This window comes from Parvimonas sp. KA00067, assembly GCF_001553085.1.
Lineage (GTDB): Bacteria > Bacillota > Clostridia > Tissierellales > Peptoniphilaceae > Parvimonas > Parvimonas parva.
In genome coordinates this window covers 234,959-248,444 of sequence record NZ_KQ960141.1, presented here as the reverse complement: position 1 = coordinate 248,444, position 13,486 = coordinate 234,959, and the positions used below count along the sequence as shown (strand labels likewise).

General features: G+C 26.9%; 15 protein-coding genes. All 15 read left to right on the top strand.

Annotated elements, in window-relative coordinates:
* Positions 1 to 82: 82 nt before the first annotated feature.
* The 15 genes from HMPREF3181_RS01750 (at position 83) to HMPREF3181_RS01680 (ending at position 13,478) form a co-directional block, all read left to right on the top strand.
* On the top strand, positions 83 to 967 hold the full coding sequence (locus tag HMPREF3181_RS01750; RefSeq protein ID WP_068472403.1) for an ADP-ribosylglycohydrolase family protein: 885 nt from the start codon (positions 83 to 85) through the stop codon (positions 965 to 967).
* Positions 968 to 1,066: 99 nt separating this feature from the next.
* On the top strand, positions 1,067 to 1,420 hold the full coding sequence (ylxM, locus tag HMPREF3181_RS01745) for a YlxM family DNA-binding protein (protein ID WP_068472401.1): 354 nt from the start codon (positions 1,067 to 1,069) through the stop codon (positions 1,418 to 1,420).
* A 12-nt stretch (positions 1,421 to 1,432) separates the two neighbouring features.
* The gene (gene ffh, locus HMPREF3181_RS01740; RefSeq protein WP_068472399.1) at positions 1,433 to 2,776 is read left to right on the top strand and encodes a signal recognition particle protein; all 1,344 of its coding nucleotides are present in this window, start codon (positions 1,433 to 1,435) and stop codon (positions 2,774 to 2,776) included.
* A gap of 17 nt (positions 2,777 to 2,793) precedes the next feature.
* Complete coding sequence (gene rpsP / locus HMPREF3181_RS01735) at positions 2,794 to 3,048, top strand: 30S ribosomal protein S16 (protein ID WP_004833375.1); 255 nt, start codon at positions 2,794 to 2,796, stop codon at positions 3,046 to 3,048.
* An 11-nt stretch (positions 3,049 to 3,059) separates the two neighbouring features.
* Entirely contained in the window at positions 3,060 to 3,287 is a 228-nt protein-coding gene (locus HMPREF3181_RS01730; protein ID WP_068472397.1) for a KH domain-containing protein, read from the top strand.
* A gap of 4 nt (positions 3,288 to 3,291) precedes the next feature.
* Entirely contained in the window at positions 3,292 to 3,792 is a 501-nt protein-coding gene (gene rimM / locus HMPREF3181_RS01725) for a ribosome maturation factor RimM (protein WP_068472395.1), read from the top strand.
* A complete protein-coding gene (gene trmD / locus HMPREF3181_RS01720; protein ID WP_231723243.1) occupies positions 3,785 to 4,477 on the top strand; it encodes a tRNA (guanosine(37)-N1)-methyltransferase TrmD in 693 nt (230 codons plus the stop codon). The genes rimM and trmD overlap by 8 nt, the downstream gene beginning before the upstream one ends.
* Positions 4,478 to 4,534: 57 nt before the next feature.
* Positions 4,535 to 4,882: a 50S ribosomal protein L19 gene (rplS, locus tag HMPREF3181_RS01715; protein WP_068472394.1), complete on the top strand. Its 348-nt coding sequence runs from the start codon at positions 4,535 to 4,537 to the stop codon at positions 4,880 to 4,882.
* A 54-nt stretch (positions 4,883 to 4,936) separates the two neighbouring features.
* Positions 4,937 to 6,223: a replication-associated recombination protein A gene (locus tag HMPREF3181_RS01710; protein WP_068472392.1), complete on the top strand. Its 1,287-nt coding sequence runs from the start codon at positions 4,937 to 4,939 to the stop codon at positions 6,221 to 6,223.
* A 1-nt stretch (position 6,224) separates the two neighbouring features.
* Positions 6,225 to 7,610: an asparagine--tRNA ligase gene (gene asnS, locus HMPREF3181_RS01705; RefSeq protein WP_068472390.1), complete on the top strand. Its 1,386-nt coding sequence runs from the start codon at positions 6,225 to 6,227 to the stop codon at positions 7,608 to 7,610.
* Positions 7,611 to 7,791: 181 nt separating this feature from the next.
* On the top strand, positions 7,792 to 8,406 hold the full coding sequence (locus HMPREF3181_RS01700; RefSeq protein ID WP_068472388.1) for a helix-hairpin-helix domain-containing protein: 615 nt from the start codon (positions 7,792 to 7,794) through the stop codon (positions 8,404 to 8,406).
* A gap of 10 nt (positions 8,407 to 8,416) precedes the next feature.
* Positions 8,417 to 9,472 (top strand): selenide, water dikinase SelD, encoded by a 1,056-nt coding sequence (selD, locus tag HMPREF3181_RS01695; protein ID WP_082713864.1) that lies wholly within the window; start codon positions 8,417 to 8,419, stop codon positions 9,470 to 9,472.
* 11 nt (positions 9,473 to 9,483) lie between these two features.
* Positions 9,484 to 10,872 carry an L-seryl-tRNA(Sec) selenium transferase gene (gene selA / locus HMPREF3181_RS01690; protein WP_231723242.1) on the top strand — a complete coding sequence of 463 codons (1,389 nt, stop codon included), beginning with the start codon at positions 9,484 to 9,486 and terminating at the stop codon, positions 10,870 to 10,872.
* Between the two features lies 1 nt (position 10,873).
* Positions 10,874 to 12,778 carry a selenocysteine-specific translation elongation factor gene (gene selB / locus HMPREF3181_RS01685; RefSeq protein WP_068472381.1) on the top strand — a complete coding sequence of 635 codons (1,905 nt, stop codon included), beginning with the start codon at positions 10,874 to 10,876 and terminating at the stop codon, positions 12,776 to 12,778.
* Between the two features lie 10 nt (positions 12,779 to 12,788).
* Positions 12,789 to 13,478 (top strand): response regulator transcription factor, encoded by a 690-nt coding sequence (locus tag HMPREF3181_RS01680; protein WP_068472379.1) that lies wholly within the window; start codon positions 12,789 to 12,791, stop codon positions 13,476 to 13,478.
* Positions 13,479 to 13,486 lie beyond the last annotated feature (8 nt).

The following is a 13,486-nucleotide window of genomic DNA, read 5'->3' as shown; positions in this document are numbered from 1 at the left end:
ATTTTTTTTGAAAAATTTTGTTGTTTATTTATAAATATAGTGATAGAATTGTAGTATAATTTTGCGTTTTGGAGGAAATAATATGAATAAAATATATGATGCAATACTAGGGCTTGTTATAGGAGATGCATTAGGCGTTCCTTATGAATTTAAAGATAGAAATAGTTTTGAATGTACAGATATGGTTGGATATGGTACATATAACCAACCTAAAGGAACTTGGTCTGATGATAGCTCTATGACTTTAGCTACGATTGAAAGTATATCGAGATTAGGGAAAGTTGATATAGAAGATATAGCCAATAATTTTATCAAATGGTTATACTACGGAGAATTTACACCTTATGGAGAAGTTTTTGGTGTTGGAAGTACAACTAAAATTGCATTAGATAGATATTATAAAGAAAAAATATCTGTTAAAAAATGTGGGCTTGATGATTTTTATTCTAATGGTAATGGTTCACTAATGCGCATATTACCTTTAGCATTTTTAGAATGTAAAACTGAAGATATTATTTCTGTTTCCAGTATAACTCATGCAAATAAAATTTCTTGTAATGCTTGTATAGTTTACATAAATATTGCAAAAAATCTAATAAACGGTTTAGATATTATTACATCAATAAAAGATTCTTTTGAATATATAAATATTCCTGAACTTGAAAGGTTAAAAAATATTGAAGATTTAAAACTTAATGATATAAAAAGTAGTGGGTATGTAATAAACACTTTAGAAGCTGTGATTTGGTGTTTAATTAATACTACAAGCTATAAAGAATGTGTCTTAACAGCTGTTAATTTAGGAGAAGATACTGATACTATTTCTGCTATTGTTGGAGGATTAGCAGGAATATATTACGGAAGAAATAGTGAAAATGGAATTCCAAAAGAATGGGTAAATAATATTGCTAGAAAAGAGTGGATAAAAAGTTTATGTACTAAATGTTTTGAAAGATTAAATATGTAAATTACAGGATAAAAAATTTTAAAAAACTATTGACAAATATGTATTTAATGGTATAATAATAGGGTCAAGAAAAAAACTTGACCCATTTAAGAGGTGATTATGGAAAAAATAGTTGAGATAGCAGTTCTATTTGATTATTATGGTAAACTTCTTAGCGATAAGCAATATAATGTTGTTGACCAATATTGTAATGAAGATTTATCTCTTAGAGAAATTGCTGAATTAAATGGAATTTCTAAACAAGGTATATCAGATATTTTAAGCAGAGCAGAAAAAAAATTAAAGTTTTATGAAGATGAGTTAAAATTAATTTCTAAATTTGAAAAAATAAATTCTAATTTAAGAGAAATTAATAAGTTAATTGAGGATTCTAAAAATAAAAATTCTGATTTGTCTAATATTCTTGATATTATTCAAAAGAAAAATAATGAAATTATCGAAAATGATTTATAGGAAGTGATAGGAATGATATTTGAGAATTTATCTGAAAAACTTCAAGGAGCTTTAAATAAGTTAAGAGGCAAGGGAAAATTATCCGAAAAAGATGTAGATCTTGCTATGAGAGAAGTTAAACTTGCACTTTTAGAATCAGATGTAAATTTTAAGGTTGTAAAACAATTCATAAATAATGTAAAAGAAAGAGCTATTGGTAAGGAAGTAATGGAGAGTTTGACTCCGGCACAACAAGTTATTAAGATAGTAAATGAAGAACTTACTGCTCTTATGGGGAAAAAGGAAGAAAAAATTCAAATTGATTCTAATCCTCCAACTATTATTATGCTTTGTGGATTACAAGGTGCTGGTAAAACTACACATGCAGGAAAACTTGCTAAGTATTTTTTAAAGCAAAATAAAAGACCGTTACTAGTAGCATGTGATGTTTACAGACCTGCGGCTATAAAGCAATTACAGGTAGTTGGAAAATCAGTTGATGTTCCAGTATTTACTATTGATGATTGCAAAGATGTTACTAAAATAGCTAATGAATCTATAAAATTTGCAAATTCTAATTCTAAAGATATAGTTATATTAGACACAGCTGGTAGATTGCATATAGATGACGTTTTAATGGATGAATTGAAGGCTATAAAAGATTCAGTTAAACCTATTGAAATTCTGTTGGTAGTAGATTCTATGACAGGACAAGATGCAGTTAATGTTGCAGAAAGTTTTAACAACGAATTAAATATCACCGGTGTAATAATGACTAAGTTAGATGGTGATGCTAGAGGTGGAGCTGCTTTATCTATAAAAGCAATTACTAACAAACCTATTAAATTTATTGGTGTTGGAGAAAAGTTGGATGATTTAGAACAATTTTATCCTGATAGAATGGCATCAAGAATTTTAGGAATGGGCGATATTTTATCTATGATAGATAAAGTTCAAAAGCAATTTGATTTAAAGCAAACTAAAGAGCTTGAAGAAAAAATTAGAAAACAAAGTTTTACATTAGATGATTTTTTAACTCAGATGAGGCAAGTTAGAAATATGGGTCCATTACAAGATTTACTTGCGATGATGCCGGGTGTTAATTCTAAAATGTTAAAAGATGTAAATGTTGATGAAAAAGAACTTGATAAAATTGAAGCTATGATTTTATCAATGACAAAAAAAGAAAGAGAAAATCCAGATATTCTTGATAATTCAAGAAAGCAAAGAATTGTTAAAGGTTCTGGTACAAGTATTACAAATCTTAATAAATTGATTAAGCAATTTAAAGATAGTAAAAAGATGATGAAAAAAATGCAAGAAATGACTAAAGGAGCTAAGAAAAAAGGGAAATTTGGTTTACCTTTTTTTAAATAAATTTTAAGGAGGACAATATGGCAGTTAAAATTAGATTAAAAAGAATGGGTTCAAAGAAAAAACCATTTTATAGAATAGTTGTTGCCGATTCAAGAGCACCAAGAGATGGTAAATTTATCGAAGAAATTGGATATTATAATCCATTAACAGAATCAAAAGAAATTAAGGTTGATGCTGAAAAGGTAAATGCTTGGATTAAAAACGGAGCAAAACCAACTGATACTGTAAATAGATTGTTTAAAAACAATAACATATATTCTGAAAATAAATAAGGATTATATCTATGAAAGAATTAGTTGAATTTATAGTAAAGTCTTTAGTTGATAATCCTGATAATTTAGTTATTACAACTGAGGAAGAAGGTGATTTAGTAAAGATTTTTATTAAAGCAGACGAAAATGATATTGGTAAAATTATAGGAAAGCAAGGAAAAATTGCTAAGGCTATAAGAACAATAGTTAGGTCTTCTGCTATGAAGTTAGGTAAAAAGGTAATAGTAGAAATAAATTAGTATTATGGAATTTATAGAAGTAGCTAAAATTATAAATGTTCACGGAATAAAAGGGACTGTAAAAATATATTCATTAACTTCCAATATAGAAAGATTTAAAGCTGATTGTAAATTTTATATTGATAAGAAAATAGCAGTTACTATAAAATCTGTTAGAGAATTAAGTTCTGAACTGGCTTTATTAACTTTTAATGAGTATGACAATATTAATCAAGTTTTAGAATTCAAAAATAAAGGACTTTTCGTTGAAGAAAGTGATTTATTAGAACTTCCAGACAATGAGTTTTATATATATAAACTCATAGGAATGGATGTTTACAATCAAGATGATAAGTTTATTGGCAAAATAAAAGATGTCTTAACTACATTAGCTAATGATGTGTATGATGTTGATTATAATGGAAAAAGTGTTTATATTCCAGCTGTTAAAGAATTTGTAAAAAAAGTTGATATGGAAAACTCTATAATAAAAGTAAATACAATAGATGGTATGTTAGATGATTAAAATTACAATTTTAACTTTATTTCCAGAATTTATTGATTCAATTAGAAATTATAGTGTTTTAGGAAAAGCCATTGAAAAAGGTATTATTGAACTTGAAGTTTTAAATATAAGAGATTTTTCTAAAGATAAACATAATAAAGTTGATGATGAAATTTATGGTGGTGGTGCTGGTATGCTTATGGCTGTTCAACCGGTTTTTGATGCTATAAATTTCAGTAAAAAAGATAATTCAAAAGTTTTGTTTCTTTCTCCACAAGGAGAAGTTTTAACACAAAATAAATGTAAAGAATTATCTAAAAATGAACATTTAATATTTTTATGTGGACATTATGAAGGCATTGACTCTAGAATTATAAACAATTTTGTGGATGAAGAAATTTCTGTGGGGGATTATGTTGTAACTGGTGGTGAAATTCCTGCTATGTTACTTATGGATGCTATTTGTAGAATGGTTGATGGAGTATTGGGAAATTCTGAAAGTGCACCTACTGACTCTCATTATAATTCATTGTTACAATATGATGTTTTTACAAGGCCTAGAGATTTCAATGGATTAAAAGTTCCAGAAGTTTTGCTTAGTGGGAATCATAAAGAAATTGAAAAATGGAGAGAAAAGTCTTCATTAGAAAATACTAAGAAAAAAAGACCTGACTTATATGAAAAATATATTTTGAAGAAAGAATAGGGTGCTCCTCTGATTTTAGATAGAAATTTAAGAGCATTGATATTAGGAGGAATCGTTGTGGATATAATAAAACAAATTGAAAACGAACAATTAAGACAAGAAAAATTTGATTTCAATGTTGGTGATACTGTTGTTATCGGATATAAAATCAAAGAAGGTAATAGAGAAAGAGTTCAAGCTTTTGAAGGAACAGTAATTAAGATTCAAGGTAAAGGTTCAAGAGCAACTTTTACAGTAAGAAGAGTATTACAAGGAGTTGGAGTTGAAAGAACTTTCCCAATTCATTCACCAAGAATTGAAAGCTTAAAGGTAGTTAGACGTGGTAAAGTAAGACGTGCGAAATTATACTACTTAAGAGATAGAGTGGGTAAAGCTGCTAAAGTTAAAGAATTAAAGAAATACTAAAATTTAAGTACCTCGATTTTTTCGAGGTACTAATTTTATAGAAATGAGGAAAATATGGATTTATTTAAAATGAATTACAATTTATTTTCTAAATCATCAAAGCCATTAGCTGAAAGAATGAGGCCTGAAAATTTATCTAGCTTTGTTGGACAAGATAATATAATAAAAAATAATTCTGTGCTAAAAAATATGATTAAAAATAATAAATTTGCATCAATTATACTTTATGGACCACCTGGAAGTGGTAAAACTTCTCTTGCAAATATTATTTCTCATAGTACTGATAATTTTTTTGTTAAGATTTCTGCAGTTACTTCTGGAACTAAAGAAGTAAAAGATATTGTTGAGCTTGCAAAAGATAACTTATCAATGTATAATAAAAAGACCATATTATTTATAGATGAGATACATAGATTTAATAAAATGCAACAAGATTTTTTACTTGAATATGTTGAAAATGGAGATATAATTTTCATAGGGGCTACTACGGAAAATCCTGCTTATGAAGTTAATAGTGCTTTATTATCAAGGGTTATAGTTTTTGAACTAAAAACTCTCGCATTTGATGAATTAAAAAATATAATTGATAATGCTATTTTAAATGATGAATTATTAAAAAATAAAACAATATCTTATACAGAAGATGGTATTAATTATTTAATAAAAATGTCAAATGGAGATGCAAGGACTGCTTTGAATTATTTAGAGCTCATTGTTGACAATATTGAAGAAGATAAAAAAGTTATTTCTGAAGTTGTAATAAAAACTATATTTGATAAAGTCAAAGTTTATTATGATAAAAATTCGGATAAACATTATAATTTTATATCTGCATTTATAAAGTCTATGAGAGTTGGTGATGCTGATGCCGTTGTTTATTATTTGGCATCTATGTTAATTGCTGGAGAAGATATAAATTTTATTGCAAGAAGAATGATTATTTTTGCATCAGAAGATATAGGAAATGCAAATCCAGATGCACTTGTTTTAGCTAATGCTTGTGCTGAATCTGTTAGAAAAATTGGTATGCCTGAGGCTAGGATAATCTTATCGCAATGCGCAATATATCTTGCTTGTAGTGAAAAAAGTAATAGGTCATATATTGCTATAAATGATGCGTTAAAATATATTAGAGAAAATGGACTTGAAGAAGTTCCTGATTTTTTAAAAAGTGGTAGAACTATTTCAAAGAAAAATGAGGAATATAAATATCCTCATGATTACGAAAATATGCATACAGGTCAAGAATATTTACCTGAAAAAGTTAAAAATTTAAAATTTTATAATCCTAAAAATATTGGATATGAAAAAAATTTTATTGATAAATTAAAGGAGGAATAGTATGTTTTTATTAAAAGATATTTTTGCAAATGAAAAAGATTTTATTAACAAAGAAGTTGAAGTGGCAGGTTGGATTAAGAATAGTCGTTTCAATAATAATATAGGTTTTATTGAACTTAATGATGGAACTACATTTAAAAGTGTTCAAATTGTAGTTGAGTCAAAATTAGATAATTTTCAAAATATTTCAAAATTGCTATTGCCTTCAGCAATAATTGTTAGAGGAAAAGTTGTTGAAAGTACAGGAGCAAAACAAAGTTTTGAAATAAATGCATCTGAAATAGTTGTTGAGGGAGAATCTAATGAAAAATATCCTCTTCAAAAGAAAAGACATACATTTGAATTCTTAAGAACAATTCAACATTTAAGACCAAGAACGAATACATTTAATGCTGTTTATAGAGTTAGGTCAGTGCTTAGTTATGCAATTCATAAATTTTTCTATGAAAGAGGATTTGTTTATGCTCATACTCCAATCATAACTTCAAGTGATGCAGAAGGTGCTGGAGAAATGTTTAGAGTTACAACTTTAGATATAAACAATATTCCAAGAACTGAAAGTGGAGAAATTGACTTTACAGAAGACTTTTTCTCTAAACCTACTAATTTAACAGTTAGTGGTCAATTACAAGGCGAAGCATTTGCTATGGCATATAGAAATATTTATACTTTTGGTCCAACTTTTAGAGCTGAAAATTCAAACACTACTAGACATGCTGCTGAATTTTGGATGATTGAACCTGAAATTGCATTTGCTGATTTGAATGATGTAATAAAATTATCAGAAGATATGGTAAAATATATAATAAAATTTGTTTTAGAAAATGCACCAGATGAAATGAAATTTTTCAATGACTTTATTGATAAAGAATTACTTGAAAGATTAAATGCTGTTGTAAATTCTGAATTTAAGGTTATGACTTATACTGAAGCTGTTGAAATTTTAAAATCTTCAAAAGAAAAATTCAAATACCCTGTTGAATGGGGAATGGATTTAAAAACAGAACATGAAAGATATATCTGTGAAAAAGTTGTAAAAGGTCCTGTATTCTTAACTGATTATCCAAAAGAGATAAAAGCATTTTATATGAGACTTAATGATGATAATAAAACTGTTGCTGCAACGGATATGTTAGTCCCAGGAATTGGGGAATTAATCGGAGGAAGTCAAAGAGAAGAAAGGCTTGAAATTTTAGAGCAAAAAATGAAAGATTCTAATATGAATATAGAAGATTATTCTTGGTATTTAGATTTAAGAAGATTTGGTGGAACTAAACATGGTGGATATGGATTAGGATTTGAAAGAATGTTAATGTACTTAACAGGAATGCAAAATATAAGAGATGTATTACCTTTCCCAAGAACTGTTGGTCTATGTGAATTTTAATTTAATAAAAATATTTAAATGAGATGTTTATTAGCATCTCATTTTTTTATATTAAGTAATAAAATATATTAAATAATTTTAATAAATTATATTTTATAATTAACAAATTAGATTTTTTTGTAATAATATGGTATAATTATTATATATTTTTATTTCGTAAATGCAATAATTGAGGTGTAATATGTTAAAAAATAAAAAAGATATTATTTTAATTATTTCTATGTTTTTAGGATTAACTTTTCTTGGTTTTGGATATAAATTTTTTATTTCAAACAAAAATGAAAAGAAAATAGAAAATGTTGTTAAGCAAAACGAAAAAATCAAAGATGAAGATTTAGCTGAAAGTAATAAAAAAGATTCTGAAATTTATATACATATTGATGGTGAAATAAATAAACCTGGTGTATATAAAATGAAACTAGGTGATAGAGTTGATGATGCAATTAAAGTTGCAGGTGGTTTAACGGATAATGCAGAAAAGAATAGTTTGAATTTAGCTGTAAAGTTAAAAGATGAAATGAAAATACATATTTATAAAATTGGAGAAACACAAAACAATTCAAATGCTGAATCATCTAGTAATTCTCAGAATTCTAATTCTAATAATTTAGTAAATATTAATACTGCGAGCAAAGAAGAGCTTTGCAAATTAACAGGTATTGGAGAAACTAAAGCTAAACTTATTATCGAATATAGAGAAAAAAATAAATTTAATAAAATTGAGGATATAACAAAAGTTTCTGGTATTGGGAAAAAAACTTTTGAGAAAATAAAAAATAATATAAGTGTAGATTAGGAGAAAATGTATGAAAAATATTGATATAAAAGATGTAAAGTTAACTTCTTATGCAAAAACTTCAGGGTGAGCCGCAAAAGTTGGTCCAGATATTCTGGATGAGGTTTTATCCGGTTTGGATAATAAAACGTCTATAAGTAAAGATTTACTTGTAGGAATTGAAACTTCAGATGATGCTGCTGTTTATAAAATAAATGATGAATTGGCTTTAATAGAAACTTTGGACTTTTTTACCCCAATTGTTGATGACCCATTTACTTTTGGTAAAATAGCGGCTACTAATTCTCTTTCTGATGTTTATGCAATGGGTGGAGAGCCTACTATGGCAATGAATATAGTTTGTTTTCCAAATTGTTTACCTCCAAAAATTTTAACTGAAATTTTGAGAGGTGGGTTAGAAAAAATGAAAGAAGCAGAATGCTTACTTATAGGAGGACATACAGTTCAAGATGATGAACCAAAATATGGATTAAGTGTTTCGGGTTTTGTTCATCCTAATAAAGTTTGGAAGAACTCCTCTGCAAAAGTAGGCGATGTTTTAATTCTTACAAAACCAATTGGACTTGGAGTTATAAATACTGCTATAAAGGGTGGAGTTGCAAGTGAAGAAGAGATAAATGATGCAGTTCATACTATGGAAACTCTTAATAAATATGCAAAGAGAGCAGTGGAAAGTAATACGATTAACTCTTGTACGGATATTACAGGATTTGGACTTATGGGGCATTGCTATGAAATGGCTAAAGGTTCTAATACTACATTTGTACTTGATAGTGCAAGTATGCCAATTTTAAAAGGTGCTATTGACTATGCAAATATGGGTCTTATCCCTAAGGGCTGTTATGATAATAAAAAATTTGTTGGAAATAATTATAAACTTGAAAATGAAGTAGATGAGGCTCTACTTAATGTTATGTTTAATCCTGAAACATCAGGAGGTCTTTTGATTACTGTTCCTGAAAATGAAGTAGATGATATTTTAGAAAAACTAAAAGATATTCCTACTAGATTTGCAGTAATAGGAAAAGTTATTGAGAAAAAAGAAAAATATTTAATAGTTGAATAATGGAGAAATTTATGAATTTATATAAAATGATACCTAAAGTTGACCAAATTTTAGATAATGAAATAATAAAAAAACTTTTAGAGGAAAATTCTAAAAATTTAATAATGGAATCGATTCACGAAGAGCTTAATTCTATTAGAAATAATATTTCAAATGGCTGTGATGAAAAAGTAATATTAAATTATATTGAAAATTTAGCTAAAAATATAGAAAAAAATTTACTAAATAAAAAGCGTTTAAATTTAAGAAAGGTTATAAATGCATCTGGAGTTGTAATTCATACAAATCTTGGAAGGTCAGTTTTAACAGATGAAATTTTAGAAAACATTAAAGATGTTTCTGTTGGATATTCAAATCTTGAATATGATTTACAAAAAGGGGAACGTGGTTCAAGATATTCTCATTTAACTGAGATTATTAAAAAGATAACTGGAGCTGAAGATTGTATGGTTGTAAATAACAATGCAGCTGCAGTTATGCTTATTTTGTCAACTATGGCAAAGGGCAGAAATGTAATTACAAGTAGAAGTGAGTTGGTTGAAATAGGGGGTTCTTTTAGAATTCCTGATGTTTGTAGAGAAAGTGGTGCAGAACTTAAAGAAGTTGGCACAACAAATAAAACTCATCTTAGCGATTATGAAAATGCAATAGATGAAAATACAGCGGCACTTTTCAAAGTGCATCAAAGTAATTTTAAAATTCTAGGTTTTACAGAATCCGTAACTTCAACAGAATTAAAAGATTTAAAAGAAAAATATAATATTCCAATTATTGAAGATTTAGGCTCAGGTGTGCTTATAGATTTATCTAAATATGGATTAGGACATGAACCAACTGTTCAAGAATGTATAGCTAATGGAGTAGATGTTGTAAGTTTTAGTGGAGATAAGCTATTAGGTGGAGTACAAGCTGGTATTATAGTCGGTAAAAAAGAATTTATTGAAAAGATGAAAAAAAATCAATTAACTAGAGCTTTAAGAGTTGATAAATTTACTTTATCTGCTTTAGAAGTTGTATTTTCATATTATATCGATGAAGAATTAGCAATTTCAAAGATACCAACATTAAATATGCTAACTATAAAAATTGAAGAACTTTATAATAAGGCAGAAAGATTTATAGATTATTTAGGAGAAAATAAAGAATTTTCTTATGAAATTATAGATATTGATTCAGAAGTAGGAGCTGGTTCCCTTCCAACTCAAAAATTACCATCAAAAGCTGTTAAAGTTATTTCTAATTCATATACAGAAAACGAACTGGAAGAAAAATTAAGAAATCATAATATTCCAATTGTTGCTAGAATTTATAAGGGAAATTTAATTTTTGATGTAAGAACTATTTTTGAAAATGAATTTAGTATAATTAAAGATGCTTTGGATTCATTAATAGGAGAATAATATGAAAAATAAAAAGAATATTATTGTTGGAACTGCCGGTCATATTGACCATGGAAAAACAACTTTGATAAGAGCTTTAACAGGAAGAAATACAGATAGATTAAAAGAAGAGCAGAATAGAGGTATTTCTATTGAATTAGGATTTACTCATTTTGATTTAACAGATGAACTTAGAGTTGGTATTATTGATGTTCCTGGACATGAAAAGTTTATAAAAAATATGCTTTCGGGTGTTTGTGGAATGGATATGATTGTTTTAGTTGTTGCTGCTGACGAAGGTATTATGGCACAAACTAAAGAGCATTTAGATATTCTAAATTTAATAGGAATTAAAAATGGTATAATTGCATTAACAAAATGTGATTTAGTCGATAGGGATTGGATTGAACTTGTTAAACTTGATATTGCTGATGAAATGGAAGGCACTTTTTTAGAGAATGCCAAGATAATAGAGGTGTCTTCAACTGAAAATACTGGTATTGATGAATTGAAAGAAGAGATAAAGAGAATTGTAGATGCGTTACCGGATAAAGATTTAAGCTCTAATCCTAGGTTATATGTTGATAGGTCTTTTTCTATAACGGGCTTTGGAACTGTTGTAACAGGAACTTTAATTTCCGGAACATTTAACCTTGATGATGAAATTTTAATATATCCATCAAATAAAATAACTAAAATTAGAAATTTACAAGTGCATGATAGTAATGTTCCAACTGCTTATGCTGGGCAACGTGTTGCGATAAATCTTGCAAATGTAAAAAAAGAAGATGTACCAAAAGGCTCTGTTCTTGTACCTAACAATACTTTTACTGAAAGTAGTATTATCGATGTTAAACTTAAAACGGTTAATTTACCTTTTGAAATAACAAATAGAACTAGATTTCATTTATATTTAGGTTCTAGTGAAGTTTTGTGTAGAGCAATTTTGTTAGAAGATGAAGTTTTAGAATCAAATAAGGAATATATCGTTCAATTAAGACTTGAAGAACCGATTATTAGTAAAAGAAATGATAAATTTATACTTAGATTATTCTCACCACTTTACACTATAGGTGGAGGATATATAATTGATTCTAATGCTACAAAAAAGAAAAGATTTAATGAATATGATATAAAAAATATAAAAAGACTTGATGGTTGTGATTTTAAAGAATATATTTATAATTATATTAATAGATTTAGTGATAAATTTTATTTAGAAAAAAATTATTATAACTTTTTATCAGATTCAAATAAAAATATTTCAAAATTAATTGATGAATTAATTGAAGAAAATAAAATTATTTCTTTTGGTATTAATTCGGACAGATTAATTTTATCGGATAAATTTGTTGAAAAGTTAATTGAACAGATAAGTGAATTTATAGGAGATTTTCACAAGAAATATCCAAAAAGAATTGGAATTTCTAAAGAAACTATTAAATCAAAATTCTTTGATTCTCTAGGTGGAAAGATAAAGAATGAATTTATGAATTATTTAATTTCAGATAGATTTTTTGTTTCTGATGAATACATTTCTCTTTTAGATTTTAAAGTTTCTTTAGATGATACAGACTTTAAAAATATTGAAATTATAAAAAATAAATTCAATTCTGATAAATTTTCAATTATGAATTTTGAAGATTTTAATTTAAATATGAGTGTAGAGCATTTTAGAGAACTTATTTTATATTTGATAAGTAATAAAGGAGTTATAAAATTAGATTCAGGTTATATGCTTAAAGAAAATTATGATTCAGCTGTAAATATGATTAAGGATTTTATAGTTAAAAATGGAGCTATTTCTGTTTCTGATGCAAGAGATTTACTTGGTTCTAATAGAAAATCGACTATGGAATTGCTTGAATTTTTAGATAAAGAAAAAATAACTTTAAGAAGAGAAAATGAGAGAATATTAGTGAAATAGGAGTAGAATTATGAAATTAAAAATATTAATGGCTTTACCCACTGATTCACAAATAAATGATTTGATGTATTCTATGTTAGAAGATGAAAATTATGAAATTACTATTTCAGATAATATTGAAGACACTATTATTTTAGCTGACCAAAAAAAATTTGATATGATAATTATGGATATGTATTTCAAAGATGGTTCTGGTTTAGATTTGAAAAAGAAATTAAATGAATTTTGTGATGTTCCAACTATTATTACAACTACTTTGAAAGACGATATGCAAAAAATTTTAATTTTTGAGTATGGTGCTGATGATTATTTAATTTATCCTTTCAATATACTTGAATTAAAGGCGAGAATTCGTGCTATCATGAGAAGATTTGGACAGAGGAGAGCAGATATAGATAATTTAATATTTGCAGATGATTTAGAGTTTAATATAGTAGGTAGGACTGTAAAATTAAAAGGAGAAGAAGTCGATTTAACCGGAAAAGAATTTGATATTTTATATATTATGGCTATTAATTCTGAAAAAGTCTTTAGTAGGGAAGATATTGCTAAAAGTGTATGGAAAGAAGAACATGTAAGTGATTATAGAAAAATAGATGTTCATATAAGAAGGTTAAGAGAAAAAATAAATATCGGAGATATTACCTATATTCAAACTAAATGGGGAGAAGGATATTATTATAAAAAAATACAAGGATAGTAGGAGAA